Raw genomic sequence first — 16,977 nt, forward strand, 5'->3', positions numbered from 1 at the left:
CAACGACGCCACTCTGCAATCGGAGGCCATCCCCCAATCAGCAGACTGTCACCAACCTCTTAGCCCGGTACAGCTAGCCGCCGGTGTGAGGCGCATTGCGGCCGCGGTTAGAACGTCGCTTTCAGCGACGGCAGCACCAGCGCCGCCACACCGCGCGCGGTGGCCTTGAGCATGTCGAAGAAGTCGAAGTAGTCCCGCCACAACGTGATTCGCCCGTTCTGGACCTCGAACACGCCGCACACCCAGAACTGCAACCGCAACGGGCCGAAGATCAGCGCGTCGGTGCGTTCGGTGAGCACCGCGCCGCCGTCGGCCGCGATGCGGTGGATCTTCACCTCGAAAGCGGCGCGGCCCTCCATCTGGCGAAACAGCTTGATGGCCCTGGCGCGGCCGTGGATGGTGGGCAGGCCCACGTTTTCGTAGACGAGATTGTCGGCCAGCGCGGCGTCCGCGGCGTCGTAATCCGCCTCTTGCAGCGCGTTCAGGAATCCTTCGACCGTACGGGTGTTCGCAACGGTTGTCCCAGTCAACTCGGTCATCTTGCCAGCGTAGGCGCGTGGCCGCGGCGCGCTGTGGCAGGGTAAGCACGATGCGTGTCGCCGTGGTCGCCGGGCCCGATCCCGGGCATTCGTTCCCGGCGATTGCCCTGTGCCAACGCTTTGCCGAAGCCGGCGACCAGCCCACGCTTTTCACCGGCGAAGAATGGCTCGACACCGCGCGCGGCGTCGGCATCGAGGCCGCCGCGCTGGACGGGCTGGTGGCCACCGACGACGACGTCGACGCCGGCGCCAGAATTCACCGGCGGGCGGCACGGATGGCCGTGCTCAACCTGCCCGCGCTGCGCGACCTGGCGCCCGACCTGGTGGTGTCCGACGTGATCACGGCCGGCGGCGGCATGGCCGCCGAACTGTTGGGCATCCCGTGGATCGAACTCAACCCGCATCCGCTGTACCTGCCGTCGAAAGGATTGCCGCCGATAGGCAGTGGGCTGGCGCCGGGCACCGGCATCCGGGGCCGGCTGCGCGATGCCACGATGCGCGCGCTGACGGCGCGATCCTGGCGAGCCGGGCTGCAACAGCGCGCGAATTCCCGCGTCGAGATCGGACTGCCGGCGCGCGATCCCGGGCCGTTGCGACGGCTGGTCGCGACGCTGCCGGCGCTGGAAGTTCCGCGCCCGGACTGGCCGGCCGAGGCAATCGTGGTCGGGCCGTTGCACTTCGAACCGACCGACCGGATCCTCGAGGTCCCGGCCGGCTCCGGGCCGGTGGTGGTCGTTGCGCCGTCGACCGCGTTGATCGGGACCGAAGGTCTCGCCGAAGTCGCGCTGGGGTGCCTGACGCCGGGGCAGACATTGCCGGCGGGATCGCGCCTGCTGGTGTCGCGCTTGGACGGGCCGGAACTGACGGTGCCGCCGTGGGCGGCGGTCGGGCTGGGACGTCAGGACGAGCTGTTGGCGCACGCCGATGTGGTGATCTGCGGCGGCGGCCACGGCATGGTGGCCAAGACGCTGCTGGCCGGCGTGCCGCTGGTGGTGGTGCCCGGCGGTGGCGACCAGTGGGAGATCGCCAACCGGGTGCTGCGCCAGGGCAGCGCGCGGCTGATCCGCCCGTTGACCGCCGACGCGCTGGCTGCCGCGGTCAACGAGGTGCTGTCGTCGCCCCGTTACCGGGCGGCGGCGCACAAGGCGGCCGCCGGCATCGCCGAGGTCGCCGATCCGGTCCGGGTGTGCCGTGACGCGCTCGCGGTGGCCGGATGATCCGCTGCGCGCCGCCCCGGCCGCCGTACGATGCTTCGGCGGGAGGCACCCGATGAGAATCGTCACGACAATCGCCGCCGGCGCCCTGCTGGCGGGCTCGCTGGCCGGCGCGGCCGTCGCGCACGCCGACAGTCCCGAGGAACAGCAGGCGTGCCAGTTGATGGACGATCCGGCCGCCGCTGCGCAGGGACTCGCACCGGCCGAATACGCCTTCATGCAATTGCGCGCCACCATGTCGGCCCAGCGCGCGCGCGACGTCATGTCCATTGCGGCTCAGGAGGACTGCCCCAACCACATCATCGACCTGCCGGCCAGCTGGAGGTAGGCGGCTTTCGCGCTCAGGTGTCCGATCCATGCGGGCTGGGTATGTTGACTGGCGTGCGGCTAACGGAGTTTCACGAGCGGGTGGTGCTGCGCTTCGGCACCACCTACGGGTCGTCGGTCCTGGTGGATCACGTGCTGACCGGCTTCGGCGGACGCACGGCCGCCCAAGCCATCGAGGCGGGGATCGAACCCCGCGACATCTGGCGGGCGTTGTGCGTCGACTTCGACGTGCCGCAGGAACAGTGGTGATCGCGGCGCGTTATTCGTATGCCGGATACGCGTTCTGCCGCAGCACGGTGGCGAGGTGCACGGCGTTGCGGACCGCATTGCGGGTGGCGGACGCGACGGCTTCCGGGACGTCGTCGAGGTCGGTGTAGTCCGTGCCCTGCATGGCCTCGCCATTCCAATAGCTGCAGCCCTGCGCGGCGATGGAGAATCCAATGTCGTTGAGCGCCTGAAACAGATCGGCGACGATCTTGTGTGCGCCGTCCTCGTTGCCGACGACCGCGGCCAGGGCCACTTTGCCCACCATCGCCGGCCGTCCCGCGTCGTCGGTGTCGGAGAGCTCGGCGTCCAGGCGTTCCAGGACGCGCTGCGCCACGCTGGACATGTGACCGACCCAGGTAGGCGTCGACACGATGACGATGTCCGCGGGCTTGATCTTGTCCAACAGCGCCGGCCACTCGTCACCGGCCCCCATGTCCGCTTCGACGCCGGGCAGCAGCGCCAAGTCCACGCAGCGCACCTTCTCGCCCTCGACGCCGGCACCACGCAGCTGATCGAGCAACTGGTCGGCGAGCAGGTCGCTGCTGGACGGCGCCGGGCTCTTCTTCAACGAGCAGACCAATGCGATGGCGCGCAGGGATGGCGTTGCGGCTGAGGACATGGTGGCCAGATACCCGCCGACGGGGCAACGTCAAACGACCCCGAAAGGCCCTACCGCTGCGTCCGGTGCAGCACGCAGTCGCCGCACAGCGAACTCCCGGGCAATCGATAGAAAAGGCAGCAGCTGCGGCGTCTGAAGCCCAGCTGCGGGCCTGTGATGACACCGGATCCGGCCAGCACGCCGGTGTCCAACAGCGACTGGGTCGTCTCGACGATCGCGCAGCGCAGGTCGGGCCGCGCCGACAGCAGGGCCCGTGCGGCTCCCACCAGCGCGGAGGCGATGTTGCCCGCGAGCAGGGCGGGCGCCAAGTTGACCGGCAGGCCGGCGGCGAGCGGTCGCAGGTGCTCGCCCACCACCGTGCGATACAGCGTGTCCGGTGCGGGCGAGGTGATGGGTTTCCCGACGGGTTTGGGCAGTCGTAGCTGTGCACCGCCGTCGGCGCGGTGCAGGTCGTCGAGGTCGGGGATGACGCCGTGGCCGATCGCGCACGCGAGCACGGGTGACCACAGCCGGGTGGCGTGGGAGAGGTGAACCAGTGACGCGCCGATCCGCAGGTCGGTCGTGTGGTAGCGGGCGACGGTGGCGTCGATCAGGTCGGCGCAGCCGTCGGCGTAGGACTGCCCGACCGGATGCCAGCCCGCCGCGTCCCCACCCACGGTCAGAGCGAAAAACCCTCCGTAGGAAGCTGTTTGGGCCAGCGCGGCGGAGATGTCCATCGCTTCGTGACCGCCTCTCGGGAGATCCGCCCCGGTTGTCGTGAGGACGCGTCGGCCCGTTCGGTAGCCGATGCTGCCACACGCGATGGGGGAACCGGCGTGTCGAACTTGAATCGAACACCTGTTCGGCTAGTGTGGGGAATGTTCGGCCAGTCAACTTGTCGGTGGCCTTCCCTAGTGTCACCGACAACCGACCGATACCGGTCAGACGAACACCGACTATAGGAGAGGCACCATGGCGCAAGCCCCCGACCGCGAGAAGGCTCTCGAACTGGCGATGGCCCAGATCGAAAAGAGCTACGGCAAAGGCTCGGTGATGCGTCTCGGCGACGAGACGCGTCAGCCGATCTCGATCATCCCGACCGGATCCATCGCACTGGACGTGGCCCTGGGCATCGGCGGGCTGCCCCGCGGCCGGGTCGTGGAGATCTACGGCCCGGAATCCTCGGGTAAGACCACCGTCGCCCTGCACGCGGTGGCCAACGCCCAGGCCGCCGGCGGCGTCGCCGCCTTCATCGACGCCGAGCACGCCCTGGACCCCGACTACGCCAAGAAGCTCGGCGTGGACACCGATTCCCTGCTGGTCAGCCAGCCCGACACGGGGGAGCAGGCCCTCGAGATCGCCGACATGCTGATCCGCTCCGGCGCCCTGGACATCCTGGTCATCGACTCGGTGGCCGCGCTGGTGCCGCGCGCCGAGCTCGAAGGCGAGATGGGTGACAGCCACGTCGGACTGCAGGCCCGGCTGATGAGCCAGGCGCTGCGGAAAATGACTGGCGCGCTGAACAATTCGGGCACCACTGCGATCTTCATCAACCAGCTGCGCGAGAAGATCGGCGTGATGTTCGGCAGTCCCGAAACCACTACGGGTGGAAAGGCTTTGAAGTTCTACGCGTCGGTGCGCATGGACGTACGCCGGATCGAGACGCTCAAGGACGGCACCAACGCGGTCGGTAACCGCACCCGGGTCAAGATTGTCAAGAACAAGGTGGCGCCACCCTTCAAGCAGGCCGAGTTCGACATCCTCTACGGCCATGGGATCAGCCGGGAAGGCTCGCTGATCGATATGGGCGTGGAGCAGGGCTTCATCCGCAAGTCCGGTTCCTGGTTCACCTATGAGGGTGAGCAGCTCGGCCAGGGCAAGGAGAACGCCCGAGTGTTCTTGATGGAGAACGACGAAGTCGCCAACGAGGTCGAGAAGAAGATCAAGGAAAAGCTCGGCATTGGCGCAGTCGTTACCGATGACGAAGTCCTGCCCGCCCCCGTCGACTTCTGAGCCCTCCCGCGAGGAGCAGGCGCGGACCCTGTGCCTGCGCCTGCTCACCGCGAGAGCGCGCACCCGGGCCGAGCTACACGGCCGGCTGGCCAAACGGGGCTATCCCGACGACGTCAGCGAGCGGGTGCTCGACCGGTTAGCCTCCGTCGGTTTGATCGACGACACCGACTTCGCCCAGCAGTGGGTGCAGTCCCGCCGGGCCCACGCCGGGAAAAGCAAGCGGGCCTTGGCCGCCGAGCTGCGCACCAAGGGTGTCGACAACGACGTGATCACCTCGGCGCTGGCCGGGATCGACGCCGGCGCTGAGCGGGACCGGGCGGAGCAGTTGGTCCGGTCCAAGCTGCGTCGCGAGACGCTGACCGACGACGATGCGCGGGTGACCCGCCGGCTGGTGGGAATGCTGGCACGCCGTGGTTACAGCCAGAACATGGCGTGCGAGGTCGTTTTCGCCGAGCTGGCCGCCGAGCGGGAGCGCCGCCGGGTCTAGCCCGGTGACGTGCGGTTTCTCGCGTGCCGACCGGCCGCCGTACCATGGCCCCGTGACTTCGATGGTGGCGCAGGACGCCGGGGCCGCTGATGCGGCCGCCGGCACCGCGTCCGCGCGCACCTATCAAGTCCGCACCTACGGCTGCCAGATGAACGTCCACGACTCGGAGCGGTTGGCGGGCCTGCTGGAAGCGGCCGGATACCAGCGGGCGGCCCAGGGCACCGACGCCGACGTGGTGGTGTTCAACACCTGCGCCGTCCGGGAGAACGCCGACAACAAGCTGTACGGCAACCTCAGCCATCTGGCTCCGCGCAAGCGCGGTAATCCCGAGATGCAGATCGCCGTCGGCGGCTGCCTGGCCCAAAAAGACCGGGACGCGTTGCTGCGCAAGGCGCCCTGGGTCGACGTCATCTTCGGCACCCATAACATCGGATCGCTACCCACGTTGCTGGAGCGGGCGCGGCACAACAAGGTCGCCCAGGTGGAAATCGCCGAGGCGTTGCAGGAGTTCCCGTCGTCGCTGCCCAGCGCGCGCGAATCCGCCTATGCCGCTTGGGTTTCCATTTCGGTCGGGTGCAACAACAGCTGCACGTTCTGCATCGTTCCGTCGCTGCGGGGCAAAGAGGTCGACCGCAGTCCCGACGACGTCCTCGCCGAGGTCAGGTCACTGGTGGCCGACGGCGTGCTCGAGGTCACGCTGCTGGGCCAGAACGTCAACGCCTACGGGGTGTCCTTCGCCGACCCGGGCCTGCCCCGCGACCGCGGCGCCTTCGCCGGCCTGCTGCGGGCCTGCGGCGACATCGACGGGCTGGAACGGGTGCGGTTCACCTCGCCGCATCCGGCCGAATTCACCGACGACGTCATCGAGGCTATGGCGCAGACGCCGAATGTCTGCCCGGCCCTGCACATGCCGCTGCAGTCCGGATCCGACCGGGTGCTGCGCGCGATGCGGCGGTCGTACCGCGCCGAGCGCTACCTCGGCATCATCGACCGCGTCCGGGGCGCCATGCCGCACGCCGCCATCACCACCGATCTGATCGTCGGCTTCCCCGGTGAGACCGAAGAGGACTTCGCCGCCACGCTGGACGTGGTGCGACAGGCCCGGTTCTCGGCCGCGTTCACCTTCCAGTACTCCAAGCGACCCGGCACCCCGGCCGCCGACCTCGACGGGCAGCTACCGAAAGCCGTTGTGCAGGAACGTTATGACCGCCTCGTCGCATTGCAGGAGGCGATCTCGCTGCAGGGCAATCAGGCCCTGATAGGCCAGACCGTCGAATTGCTGGTCGCCACCGGCGAAGGCCGCAAGGACAGCCGTACCGCGCGGATGACCGGACGGGCCCGCGACGGCCGGCTGGTGCACTTTGCCGTTCACGACGCCGTCGACACCCTCGCCGCCACCCCGGTGCGGCCCGGCGACATCATCACCACGGTGGTCACCGGGGCGGCACCGCACCACCTCATCGCCGACGCGGGCGTTCTCACCCATCGTCGGACCCGCGCGGGTGATGCGCAGGCCGCCGGGCGGCGCCCGCGCGGTACCGGTCTTGGCATGCCCGCCGTCGGGCCGCCCGTCGGCCCGGCCGAACCCCTTGGATGTGCACGGTGAAAAAAGAGACGAACAACGACGACATCCAGCTCGGCGCCCTGCGGACCGAGATCGAGGCCGCCGAACGCCGGGTGGCACGCGGAATCGACCCCGGCCCCCGGGCGTTCTTGGTGTCGATCCTGGTGTTCGTGCTGCTGGCGTCGTTCATCCTTCCGCACACCGGCGACGTGCGCGGCTGGGACGTGCTGTTCGGCAGCCACGACGCCGGCGCGGCCGCGGTCGCCCTGCCGTCGCGGGTGTTCGCCTGGCTGGCGCTGGTGTTCGGTGTGGGATTCTCGATGCTGGCGTTGGTGACGCGGCGCTGGGCACTGGCCTGGGTTGCGTTGGCGGGTACGGCCATTGCGGGCGCCGCGGGCATGCTGGCGATCTGGTCGCGTCAGACCGTCTCCGCGGGGCACCCGGGGCCGGGCTGGGGCCTGATCGTCGCCTGGCTCACCGTGCTCGTGCTCATCTACCACTGGGCCCGCGTGGTCTGGTCGCGCACCATCGTGCAACTCGCCGCCGAGCAGCAGCGGCGCCGCGTCGCGGCGGCGCAACAGTCGATCACGCTCCTGGACGGTGTGGACAACCCGGCCACGCCCGCCGCCGCGGAGACCCGCGACGAACCCGGTGCCACTAAAGAGCCCTGACGGACGTCAGGGCTTGCGGGTCAGGGCCTCGACGGCCGCCTGCGCCCACTGCCGCCACTGCTCGGCGTTGGCCTTAGCCTCTTCGGCTTCCTTGGTGCGGCCCGCCGCAGCGGCCTTCTGAGCCTGCTGTTCGTATTGCTCGGCGCGGGCCTGGAACTGCTCGGCCCGAGCCTGCGCCTGCGGGTCAGACCAGCCCACGTCGCCGGCGTCGCGCACCTTCTTCTCGACCGCGCGCAGCCGCCGCTCCAACTCGGCGGACCGCTCGCGCGGGACTTTGCCGATGGCGTCCCACTTCTCGGTGATCGAGCGCAAAGCCGCACGGGCGGCGTCGTGGTTGCTGGTGTCCAGCTTCTCCGCCTCGGCCAGCAGCGCCTCTTTGGCCGTCGCATTGGCGCGGAACTCCGCGTCCTTTTCCGCCGTCACGGCGTTGCGCGCGCTGAAGAACACGTCCTGGGCGGCCTTGAAACGCCGCCACAGGGCGTCGTCGACCTCCCGGGTCGCCCGCCCGGCGGCCTTCCACTCGGTGAGCAGCTTGCGGAATTCGGCACTGGTCGCGGCCCAGTCGGTCGAGCCGGACAGCGCTTCGGCCCGCTCGCACAGCTGTTCCTTGGCCTGGCGGATGCCTACGCGTTCCCGGTCCAACTCGGCGAAGTGGGATCCCCGCCGCCGGTTGAAGGTCTCCCGGGCCGCGGAATAGCGCTTCCACAACGCGTCGTCGACCTTGCGGTCCACACCACTGATCGTTTTCCACTCGTCGAGGATCGCGCGGAACCGGTCGCCCGCGGCCTTCCATTGCGTCGAGTTGGCGGCCAACTCCTCGGCCTCGGTGGCCAGCGCCTCCTTGCGGGCGGTCTGGGCGGCCCGATGCTCCTCGCGCCGGGAGCGTTCCGCGGCGACAGTCGCCTCGGCATGCTCGGCGATGCTGGCCAACCGGCCCGCCAGCGCGTCGATATCGCCCAGCACGGCTGCCGTCGGCAGCGTTTCGGCCAGTTCGGCCGCGTGCGCCTTGATCTTGCGGGCGTCGCCGCTCCCGGAGGCCAGGCGCTCCTCCATCAGGGTGACCTCGGTGGCCAGGTCATCGAAGCGCCGGCCGAAGTGGGCGAACGCCGCTTCGCGGTCGCCGGCCTGCCAGGAGCCGATGATGCGCTCGCCGGCGGCGCTGATCAGCCATACCGTGCCGTCGTCGTCCACCCGCCCGAACTGGTGTGGATTGCTGGGCGGCGGCATCACCAGCGGGTGAGCGGTGGTGGGCCGCGGGGTCGGCCGGGGACCGGGACGCGGTCCCGGACGCGGCGCGGGCCGAGCTGAATCGTCGCGAGGCTCGTCAGACGTCATGCGCTCGTCACTACCCTTTCGCAACCCTTCCGCGCGGTCCATGTCCCGCGCGCCTGCCGCGCGTAGCGGCACCGTCTTCTGCGTCTGCCGGATGCCCAAGAGCGGGTTCCGCCAACAGCTGCTTAACGATATTCAAGCAGCTTGCTCTGCCACGCGCCGCCACCTTGCCATTCCCAACCGGCGGGCGGTCGCGCGCCACCGCCGCCGCGTCCAGGCGGGCGAGTACCGTCCTGCTATTGCCTCACCGGGTCGTCGGGATTCGCCGAATCCTGGTGAGCGTGGTCTTCGGCCAATCGCGGGTTTGCACGCCGGTGGGAGGGCACCATCGCCAAGGTGGATATCGCGGCGTTGCTGTTCGCGTTGCCGGTCTATGCCTGGCTGACCAAACACCGGCTGAGCCGCCGAGACTGGGCCTGGGGCGCTGCTGCGCGCCCCGGAACTGTATTGCTGGTTGCTGGTCGCGGTGCTGGGGACGATCCTCCAGCAGTCGGCGTTTCGCGCCAGCGCGCTGACCGCGTCATTGCCGACCATGACGGTGGCCGAGCCGCTGGTCGCTTCGGTGCTGGGAGTAACCGTGCTCGGTGAGGCCCTCGCCGGCCGTGTTCGCCCTGGTGGCCGCGGTGGTCGTGGTCATCGTCGCGACCACCGCCCTGGCCCGGGACGAAGCCGCATCCATGAACGCGGCAGACGACGCGACGGTCGGTCACAGCGATATTGTGACGCTGATCGCATCGAGTGCGGCGGGTGAGGCCTGAAAACCGCTGGCAGCGAACGGGCTTAGCCATCGCTCACGGCCACCTGTGTAGTTCTCTTAGAGTTATCCCACGCGTTGCATAGATTGCTGAAGTAATAGTTGAGCGGTTACCTGCGGCGCAGTGGACAACGTGTGGAACGTCATGAATTTGTAGTTGAACTGAACGCAAATTGTGCGTGTATTTGCCCGCGCCTCGGGGAACGCTGGGTCGGACGGTCGTGAGGCGGAGGGGTCGATAATGTCGAAAGTTGATGTCGCGGCGTTACTCGCTTTGTGCGCGGCACTGGCTTCTGCGGTCGGCGATGTGATCCGTCAGCGCTCCGCGCACGAGATCACCGACAAGCAGGTCGGCCACCTGGAACTGTTCCGCATGTCGCTCCGGGACACCAAGTGGTGGCTGGGCGGCCTGGCCGCGATCACCAACTACAGCCTGCAGGCCGCCGCGCTGGCCTGGGGCTCGGTGGTGCTGGTGACCGCGCTGCAGGTGACCGCGCTGCTGTTCGCGCTGCCCATCTACGCGCGGCTCGCCCGCCACCGGATCAAGCCCCGCGAGTGGATGTGGGCCCTCATCTTGGCCGCCGCGCTGGCGGTCGTCGTCATCGTCGGCGACCCGGCTGCCGGTAAGCAGCGTGCGCCGCTGCAAACTTGGATCATCGTGGCCCTGGTCATGGTGCCGCTGCTGGTGGCCTGTGTGGTGGCGGCGCGACTGTGGGCGGGCAGCCCGTTCGCGGCCATGCTGCTGGCGGTGGTGGCGGGCTCCTCGCTGGCGCTGTTCGCGGTGCTGACCAAGGGCGTCGTCGAGATGTCCGAGCACGGCCCGATGCGGGTGCTCACTTCGCCGGAATTCGTGCCCTGGCTCCTGGTGGCCCTGACGGGGATGATCTTCCAGCAGTCGGCGTTCCGCGCCGGCTCGCTGACCGCGTCGCTGCCGACGATGACGGTGGCCAAGCCGGTGGTCGCCGGCCTCCTCGGGGTCTTGGTGCTGGACGAGACGCTGAACGCCAACGGCCCCAAGGCGTTCGTGCTGATCGGCGCGGTGGCGGTGGTCATCGTCGCGACCATCGCACTGGCCCGCGGCGAGGCCGCCAGCATGAATCAGTCCGAACATGGGTCGGGTGATGTCCCGCGGGAAGAACCGCGGCGCGCCGTCACCGAAGATCACGACTTCGGTCCCTTCGGTGACCGTCTGGCGGTGGCCGACACCTCTGGCTGGTGACGCCCGCGCGCGGATGGCGCCGGGCAAATCGAACTAGTGGCCGGCCGCCGGCGCGGTCACGTTAGTTTGGTGGCGTGCTGAGCGCGATCGCGATCGTCCCGTCGGCGCCTCTCCTTGTTCCCGAACTCGCCGGAGCGGCCGCCGCCGAGGTCGCCGACCTGGCCGCGGCAACCGTTGCGGCGGCGGCACTGTTGCCCGAGCGTTGGGTGGTGATCGGGACGGGGCCCGACGACGACGTGCTGGGCCCCGATGTGGTGGGCACCTTCGCGGGTTTCGGCGTGGACGTCCGCGTCCGGCTCGCGCCGCGAACCGGCAGCGAGGACGCGACACCGGTCGCACTCCCGGTTTGCGCATTGCTGGCCGCCTGGGTGCGCGGCCAGGCGCAGCCGCAAGCCAGCGCACAGGTCCGGATCTACCGCGCCGACCACGACGCCGACACCGCCGTGAGCTTCGGCAAACAACTGCGCGCCGAGATCGATCGGCTGCCCGAGCCGGTCGGGGTGCTGGTCGTGGCCGACGGCGCGAACACGCTGACACCGGCCGCCCCCGGCGGATACGACCCGGACAACGCCGGCGCTCAAGAGGCCCTGGATGACGCGCTGGCCAGCGGCGACGTTGCCGCGCTGCGCCGCCTGCCGCACCAGATCCTGGGGCGCGTCGCCTTTGAGGTGTTGGCCGGCCTGGCCGAGCCCGGAACCCGGTCGGCCAAGGAGCTGTACCGCGGAGCGCCCTACGGGGTGGGATACTTCGCCGGCGCCTGGCAGCTGTGACGGCCGCCGTGCGCCCCCTGGCGATCGTCGGCCCCACGGGCACCGGCAAGTCGCAGTTGGCCCTCGACTTTGCAGAACGGGTCGAGCGGCTCGGCGTCCGCGCCGAGATCGTCAACGCCGACGCGATGCAGCTCTATCGCGGCATGGACATCGGCACCGCCAAGCTGCCCGTGGAGGCCCGCCGCGGCATCCCGCATCACCAGCTCGATGTCCTCGACGTCACGGAAACCGCGACCGTGGCCCGCTATCAGGGCGCCGCCGCTGCCGACGTCGAGGCGATCGCGGCCCGTGGTGCGCTGCCGATCATCGTGGGCGGCTCGATGCTCTACATCCAGTCGCTGCTCGACGAGTGGTCGTTTCCCGCCACCGATCCCGCGGTGCGTGCCCGCTGGGAGCGACGCCTGGCCGAGGTCGGCGTGGCCGAACTGCACGCCGAGCTGGCCCGTCGCGATCCCGCCGCGGCCGCTTCGATCCTGCCCACCGATGCGCGGCGCACGGTGCGGGCCTTGGAGGTGGTCGAGCTGACCGGCCGGCCGTTCGCCGCCTCCGCGCCGCAGATCGGCGCGCCGAGGTGGGACACCGCCATCGTCGGGCTGGACTGCGACACAACGATTCTTGACGGGCGGCTGGCCCGGCGCACCGACGCGATGTTCGACCAGGGGCTGATCGGCGAGGTGATCGCGCTGCTGGATAAGGGCTTGCGCGAGGGGGTCACCGCGTCGCGCGCGCTGGGGTACGCGCAGGTGCTCGCGGCGCTCGATGCCGGCGGCGGGGCGGAACGACTGCGGGAGGCGCGCGAGCAGACCTTTGTGGGCACCCGGCGCTACGTGCGGCGCCAGCGGTCCTGGTTTCGCCGGGATCACCGGGTGCAGTGGCTCGATGTCGGTGCAGCGACCTCCGCGCAGCGCGCCCTCGTCATCGACGCCGCCGTGCGGGCCTGGCGCCACGTATCCTGAGCTGGTGATCCGCCCTGACGACGACGATGCCGGTGCAGCCGGGACCGGGGAGTGGCACACATGATCTTCGCGAAGGGCCACGGCACCCAGAACGACTTCGTGGTGCTGCCGGACCCGCGGGCCCAGCTGAGCCTGACCGCTGCGCGGGTGGCCGCGCTCTGCGACCGGCGCCGCGGGCTGGGCGCCGACGGGGTGCTGCGCGTCACCACCGCCGGTGCGGTGCTGTCGGCCGGCGTGATCGACCGGGTTCCCGACGGTGTGGTCGCCGACGACTGGTACATGGACTACCGCAACGCCGACGGATCCGTGGCCCAGATGTGCGGCAACGGCGTGCGCGTCTTCGCGCACTACTTGCGCGCCAGTGGCATGGAAACCCGCGACGATTTCGTGGTCGGGTCGCTGGCCGGTCCCCGGCCCGTCACCGTGCACAGTGTCGATGCGACCACCGCCGATATCAGCGTCGACATGGGCAAGGCCAACACGCTGGGCAGCGGGGGTTCCGCCTTTGAAGCGACGGTCGGGGGCAGGCGGTTGTCCGGCCTGGCGGTCGACGTCGGCAACCCTCACCTGGCCTGTGTCGATCCACACCTGACCGCCGAGGCGTTGGCGGCGCTGGACGTGGCCGCTCCGGTGAGCTTCGATGCCGCCCAATTCCCGGACGGGGTCAATGTCGAGATCCTCACCGCACCTGCCGATGGGGCGGTGCACATGCGGGTCCACGAGCGGGGAGTCGGTGAAACACGCTCGTGCGGTACCGGAACGGTCGCGGCCGCGGTCGCCGCGCTGGCCAGTGCCGGTGCGGCCACCGGAACCTTGACCGTTCGGGTGCCCGGCGGCGAGGTCGTCGTCACCATCACCGACGCCACCAGCTTCCTGCGAGGACCGTCCGTACTGGTAGCCCAAGGAGAACTCAGCGAGGAATGGTGGCGCGAACAGCAGCGTTAAATCAGGTGCACGTCACCGTTTTCGCGTGCATCATCTTGTATTGCCTATGACAGAATCTGAATTTCGCGATCACGCTCCGAGATTTCCGGAGCCCAGCACGGGCGAACTCGCCCTCGAAGATCGGTCGGCGCTGCGCCGCGTCGCCGGCCTGTCGACCGAACTCACCGACGTCTCCGAGGTCGAATACCGCCAGCTTCGGCTCGAGCGGGTCGTCCTGGTCGGCGTGTGGACCGACGGCACGGCCGCTGACAGTGAGGCCAGCATGGCCGAGCTCGCCGCACTGGCCGAGACGGCCGGCTCCGAGGTGCTCGAAGGGCTGATCCAGCGCCGCGACAAGCCCGACCCGTCGACCTACATCGGCTCGGGTAAAGCTGCCGAACTGCGGGACGTGGTGCTGGCGACCGGAGCCGACACCGTCATCTGCGACGGCGAGCTGTCCCCGGCGCAGCTGACCGCGCTGGAAAAGGCCGTGAAGGTCAAGGTCATCGACCGCACCGCGCTGATCCTCGACATCTTCGCCCAGCACGCCACCAGCCGGGAGGGCAAGGCGCAGGTCGCGCTGGCCCAGATGGAATACATGCTGCCGCGGCTGCGCGGCTGGGGTGAATCGATGTCGCGGCAGGCCGGTGGCCGTGCCGGCGGCAGCGGGGGAGGCGTGGGCCTGCGCGGTCCCGGTGAAACCAAGATCGAGACCGACCGGCGGCGCATCCGCGAACGGATGGCCAAGCTGCGCCGCGAGATCAAGGACATGAAGCAGGTCCGCGACACCCAGCGCAGCCGGCGGGTGCACAGCGACCTGCCCTCGATCGCGATCGTCGGCTACACCAACGCCGGCAAGTCGAGCCTGCTCAACGCGCTGACCGGGGCGGGGGTGTTGGTACAGGACGCGTTGTTCGCCACCCTGGAACCCACCACCCGACGCGCCGAGTTCGACGACGGCCGGCCGTTTGTGCTCACCGACACCGTCGGGTTCGTCCGGCATCTGCCCACCCAACTGGTCGAGGCGTTCCGCTCCACGCTGGAAGAGGTCGTCGACGCCGACCTGTTGGTGCACGTCGTCGACGGCTCCGACGTCAACCCCGTGGCACAGATCAACGCGGTCCGCCAGGTGGTCTCCGAGGTCGTCGCCGACTACGGCGCCGACCACGATGGCGACGCGCCACAGGAGCTGGTGGTGGTCAACAAGGTCGACGCCGCAAGCGATTTAGCGCTGGCCAAGCTTCGTCATGTCCTGCCCGACGCCATGTTCGTGTCCGCGCGCACCGGCGACGGTATCGCCGCGCTGCGGCGCCGGATCGCCGAGCTCGCCGTTCCCGCCGACACCGCCGTGGACGTGGTGATCCCGTACCACCGCGGCGACCTGGTGGCCCGGCTGCACGCCGACGGGCGCGTCCAGCAGGAAGAGCACAGCGCGGAGGGCACCCGGATCAGGGCCCGGGTCCCGGTGGCCTTGGCCGGGCGGCTGCGCGAGTTCTCGGCTCACTGAGTCCGCTTTGCCCCGCTAACCGGACGATCCGTGCGGCGCAGACCCGGCGTCAGGCGACCCCGCCAGTGGCCTACCAACCGTCCGGTTGGTATATGTTGGGCTGCAGAAATCCCAGTCGCCGGAGGTCTTCCCATGAGCAGCGCCGTCAAATACCAGCGCACTCTTTTCGAGTCAGAGCACGACCTGTTCCGTGAGTCCTACCGGGGCTTCCTCGAGCGCCACGTCGCGCCGTACCACGACGAGTGGGAGAAGGCGAAGATCGTCGACCGCGGCGTATGGCTCGAGGCCGGCAAGCAAGGCTTCCTCGGAATGGCGGTGCCGGAGGAATACGGCGGCGGCGGCAACCCCGATTTCCGGTACAACACGATCATCACCGAGGAGACCACCGCGGGCCGCTACAGCGGCATCGGTTTCGGCCTGCACAACGACATCGTGGCCCCCTACCTGTTGGCCCTGGCCACCGAGGAGCAGAAGCAGCGCTGGTTGCCGAAATTCTGCACCGGAGAGCTGATTACGGCGATCGCGATGACCGAGCCGGGAACCGGCAGCGACCTGCAGGGCATCAAGACCCGTGCGGTCAAGCAGGGCGACCACTACGTGCTCAACGGGTCAAAGACGTTCATCACCAACGGAATCAATTCCGACCTGGTGATTGTGGTCGCCCAGACCGACCCGGAAAAGGGCGCGCAGGGCTTTTCGCTCCTCGCCGTCGAGCGCGGCATGGAAGGCTTCGAGCGCGGCCGGCATTTGGACAAGATCGGGCTGGACGCCCAGGACACGGCCGAGCTGTCGTTCACCGACGTCAAGGTGCCGGCCGAAAACCTGCTGGGCCAAGAGGGCATGGGATTCATCTACCTGATGCAGAACCTGCCGCAGGAACGGATCTCGATCGCCATCATGGCGGCCGCGGCCATGGAGCAGGTGCTCGATCAGACCCTGCAATACACCAAGGAGCGCAAGGCATTTGGCAAGCCGATCGGCAGCTTCCAGAACACCCGTTTCGTGCTCGCCGAGCTGGCGACGGAGGCAACCGTGGTCCGCATGATGGTCGACGAGTTCGTCCGCCTGCACCTGGACCACAAGCTGACGGCCGAACAGGCCGCGATGGCCAAGTGGTACTGCACCGAAAAGCAGGTGCACCTGATCGACCGCTGCCTGCAACTACACGGCGGCTACGGCTACATGCGTGAATATCCCGTTGCCCGTGCTTATCTGGATGCGCGGGTGCAAACCATCTACGGCGGCACGACCGAGATCATGAAGGAAATCATCGGCCGCAGCCTCGGCGTATAGCGTTTCGTTTGCTGGATAGCGGTCCGCGTCCGCGAACACCGGCGGGCGATAACGGCGCAGAAAGGTTCGAACAAACGCACGGCGCGACGAACATGCGTCACCTCCGCGTGCACGGCCCTATTGCTGGTGAGCACCGAACTGACCAATGCGCGTGATTGTTCCGTTGCCTCGGGGTAAAGCCCGAATGCGCCCATAGCTCACGTACCGTCGGCGCATGTGTTTCGGCTGTGCCGACCGCGCCATCACGCGTAGTCAGGCCCGCGATCGTGCCGCCGGCGACGGCTCGTGTGCCTTGCGCAACCGCGACCGGCGCAATTGCGCTGTGCGAGTCGGCAGTCCGGCGGCGTTACTCGTTCCCACGTTCCCGCCGCCTTTCTGTGCGATATCCGCAACACCGCGCGAACGGCGGCGCGGTCGGTCGCGATTGGGCCATGGGCAGGCATCATTTCGACATCGGTGTGGTATCCGTTTTTGTAGAATTCGTGATTTGACTTCGCATTTCTTGTTGGCTGGAGCAAAGTTGTGCGAGCCCGGCGATGAGC

17 protein-coding genes and 1 pseudogene are annotated in these 16,977 nt (G+C 69.0%); 14 read left to right on the forward strand and 4 right to left on the reverse strand.

Going from position 1 to position 16,977, the window contains the following annotated elements:
- Positions 1-107: 107 nt before the first annotated feature.
- Positions 108-539: a limonene-1,2-epoxide hydrolase gene (locus A5782_RS23245; RefSeq protein WP_067104499.1), complete on the reverse strand. Its 432-nt coding sequence runs from the start codon at positions 537-539 to the stop codon at positions 108-110.
- Positions 540-589: 50 nt separating this feature from the next.
- Between A5782_RS23245 and A5782_RS23250 the strand changes: the two genes are divergently transcribed.
- The 3 genes from A5782_RS23250 to A5782_RS23260 are packed head-to-tail and all read left to right on the forward strand — an operon-like array spanning position 590 to position 2,329.
- Positions 590-1,756, forward strand: a complete 1,167-nt coding sequence (locus A5782_RS23250) for a glycosyltransferase (RefSeq protein WP_067104501.1) — start codon at positions 590-592, stop codon at positions 1,754-1,756.
- A 52-nt stretch (positions 1,757-1,808) separates the two neighbouring features.
- The gene (locus A5782_RS23255) at positions 1,809-2,081 is read left to right on the forward strand and encodes a hypothetical protein (RefSeq protein ID WP_067104671.1); all 273 of its coding nucleotides are present in this window, start codon (positions 1,809-1,811) and stop codon (positions 2,079-2,081) included.
- A gap of 41 nt (positions 2,082-2,122) precedes the next feature.
- Positions 2,123-2,329 (forward strand): DUF3046 domain-containing protein, encoded by a 207-nt coding sequence (locus A5782_RS23260; protein ID WP_067104503.1) that lies wholly within the window; start codon positions 2,123-2,125, stop codon positions 2,327-2,329.
- A 10-nt stretch (positions 2,330-2,339) separates the two neighbouring features.
- Here the strand turns inward: A5782_RS23260 and A5782_RS23265 are convergent, their stop codons facing one another.
- Positions 2,340-2,966, reverse strand: coding sequence for a flavodoxin family protein (locus tag A5782_RS23265; protein WP_067104505.1), 627 nt, complete (start codon positions 2,964-2,966; stop codon positions 2,340-2,342).
- A gap of 50 nt (positions 2,967-3,016) precedes the next feature.
- Complete coding sequence (locus tag A5782_RS23270; RefSeq protein WP_067104507.1) at positions 3,017-3,682, reverse strand: (2Fe-2S)-binding protein; 666 nt, start codon at positions 3,680-3,682, stop codon at positions 3,017-3,019.
- Between the two features lie 235 nt (positions 3,683-3,917).
- Between A5782_RS23270 and recA the strand changes: the two genes are divergently transcribed.
- The 4 genes from recA to A5782_RS23290 all read left to right on the forward strand — a co-directional run bounded on the left by recA (position 3,918) and on the right by A5782_RS23290 (position 7,680).
- Positions 3,918-4,958, forward strand: coding sequence for a recombinase RecA (gene recA / locus A5782_RS23275; RefSeq protein WP_067104510.1), 1,041 nt, complete (start codon positions 3,918-3,920; stop codon positions 4,956-4,958).
- On the forward strand, positions 4,924-5,445 hold the full coding sequence (gene recX / locus A5782_RS23280) for a recombination regulator RecX (RefSeq protein WP_067104512.1): 522 nt from the start codon (positions 4,924-4,926) through the stop codon (positions 5,443-5,445). The genes recA and recX overlap by 35 nt, the downstream gene beginning before the upstream one ends.
- Positions 5,446-5,506: 61 nt before the next feature.
- Positions 5,507-7,051, forward strand: coding sequence for a tRNA (N6-isopentenyl adenosine(37)-C2)-methylthiotransferase MiaB (miaB, locus tag A5782_RS23285; protein WP_231986764.1), 1,545 nt, complete (start codon positions 5,507-5,509; stop codon positions 7,049-7,051).
- A complete protein-coding gene (locus A5782_RS23290; RefSeq protein ID WP_067104516.1) occupies positions 7,039-7,680 on the forward strand; it encodes a hypothetical protein in 642 nt (213 codons plus the stop codon). The genes miaB and A5782_RS23290 overlap by 13 nt, the downstream gene beginning before the upstream one ends.
- A gap of 6 nt (positions 7,681-7,686) precedes the next feature.
- Here the strand turns inward: A5782_RS23290 and A5782_RS23295 are convergent, their stop codons facing one another.
- Complete coding sequence (locus A5782_RS23295; RefSeq protein ID WP_067104673.1) at positions 7,687-9,015, reverse strand: DUF349 domain-containing protein; 1,329 nt, start codon at positions 9,013-9,015, stop codon at positions 7,687-7,689.
- A 409-nt stretch (positions 9,016-9,424) separates the two neighbouring features.
- Between A5782_RS23295 and A5782_RS26330 the strand changes: the two are divergent.
- The 7 genes and pseudogenes from A5782_RS26330 to A5782_RS23325 form a co-directional block, all read left to right on the forward strand.
- Positions 9,425-9,770 (forward strand): annotated as a pseudogene (locus A5782_RS26330) (DMT family transporter); the annotation flags it as partial.
- 237 nt (positions 9,771-10,007) lie between these two features.
- Positions 10,008-10,985, forward strand: a complete 978-nt coding sequence (locus A5782_RS23300) for a DMT family transporter (protein WP_067104518.1) — start codon at positions 10,008-10,010, stop codon at positions 10,983-10,985.
- A 74-nt stretch (positions 10,986-11,059) separates the two neighbouring features.
- The gene (locus A5782_RS23305; protein WP_067104520.1) at positions 11,060-11,755 is read left to right on the forward strand and encodes a hypothetical protein; all 696 of its coding nucleotides are present in this window, start codon (positions 11,060-11,062) and stop codon (positions 11,753-11,755) included.
- Positions 11,756-11,763: 8 nt separating this feature from the next.
- Positions 11,764-12,711, forward strand: a complete 948-nt coding sequence (gene miaA / locus A5782_RS23310) for a tRNA (adenosine(37)-N6)-dimethylallyltransferase MiaA (protein WP_067104675.1) — start codon at positions 11,764-11,766, stop codon at positions 12,709-12,711.
- Positions 12,712-12,771: 60 nt separating this feature from the next.
- The gene (dapF, locus tag A5782_RS23315; RefSeq protein ID WP_067104522.1) at positions 12,772-13,656 is read left to right on the forward strand and encodes a diaminopimelate epimerase; all 885 of its coding nucleotides are present in this window, start codon (positions 12,772-12,774) and stop codon (positions 13,654-13,656) included.
- A 46-nt stretch (positions 13,657-13,702) separates the two neighbouring features.
- Positions 13,703-15,142, forward strand: a complete 1,440-nt coding sequence (hflX, locus tag A5782_RS23320) for a GTPase HflX (protein ID WP_067104524.1) — start codon at positions 13,703-13,705, stop codon at positions 15,140-15,142.
- 132 nt (positions 15,143-15,274) lie between these two features.
- Positions 15,275-16,435: an acyl-CoA dehydrogenase family protein gene (locus A5782_RS23325; RefSeq protein ID WP_067104525.1), complete on the forward strand. Its 1,161-nt coding sequence runs from the start codon at positions 15,275-15,277 to the stop codon at positions 16,433-16,435.
- Positions 16,436-16,977: the final 542 nt, after the last annotated feature.

The organism is Mycobacterium sp. 852002-40037_SCH5390672 (assembly GCF_001665875.1).
Taxonomy (GTDB): Bacteria; Actinomycetota; Actinomycetes; order Mycobacteriales; family Mycobacteriaceae; genus Mycobacterium.

Bases quoted from the DNA above. Each gene is read 5' to 3' on its own strand.
- A5782_RS23265 (WP_067104505.1), bottom strand. From the start codon at position 2,966: ATGTCCTCAGCCGCAACGCCATCCCTGCGCGCCATCGCATTGGTCTGC.
- dapF (WP_067104522.1), top strand. From the start codon at position 12,772: ATGATCTTCGCGAAGGGCCACGGCACCCAGAACGACTTCGTGGTGCTG.
- A5782_RS23290 (WP_067104516.1), top strand. From the start codon at position 7,039: ATGTGCACGGTGAAAAAAGAGACGAACAACGACGACATCCAGCTCGGC.
- A5782_RS23245 (WP_067104499.1), bottom strand. From the start codon at position 539: ATGACCGAGTTGACTGGGACAACCGTTGCGAACACCCGTACGGTCGAA.
- A5782_RS23255 (WP_067104671.1), top strand. From the start codon at position 1,809: ATGAGAATCGTCACGACAATCGCCGCCGGCGCCCTGCTGGCGGGCTCG.
- hflX (WP_067104524.1), top strand. From the start codon at position 13,703: ATGACAGAATCTGAATTTCGCGATCACGCTCCGAGATTTCCGGAGCCC.
- recX (WP_067104512.1), top strand. From the start codon at position 4,924: ATGACGAAGTCCTGCCCGCCCCCGTCGACTTCTGAGCCCTCCCGCGAG.
- A5782_RS23325 (WP_067104525.1), top strand. From the start codon at position 15,275: ATGAGCAGCGCCGTCAAATACCAGCGCACTCTTTTCGAGTCAGAGCAC.
- A5782_RS23250 (WP_067104501.1), top strand. From the start codon at position 590: ATGCGTGTCGCCGTGGTCGCCGGGCCCGATCCCGGGCATTCGTTCCCG.
- A5782_RS23300 (WP_067104518.1), top strand. From the start codon at position 10,008: ATGTCGAAAGTTGATGTCGCGGCGTTACTCGCTTTGTGCGCGGCACTG.
- A5782_RS23260 (WP_067104503.1), top strand. From the start codon at position 2,123: ATGTTGACTGGCGTGCGGCTAACGGAGTTTCACGAGCGGGTGGTGCTG.
- A5782_RS23295 (WP_067104673.1), bottom strand. From the start codon at position 9,015: ATGACGTCTGACGAGCCTCGCGACGATTCAGCTCGGCCCGCGCCGCGT.
- miaB (WP_231986764.1), top strand. From the start codon at position 5,507: ATGGTGGCGCAGGACGCCGGGGCCGCTGATGCGGCCGCCGGCACCGCG.
- A5782_RS23270 (WP_067104507.1), bottom strand. From the start codon at position 3,682: ATGGACATCTCCGCCGCGCTGGCCCAAACAGCTTCCTACGGAGGGTTT.
- recA (WP_067104510.1), top strand. From the start codon at position 3,918: ATGGCGCAAGCCCCCGACCGCGAGAAGGCTCTCGAACTGGCGATGGCC.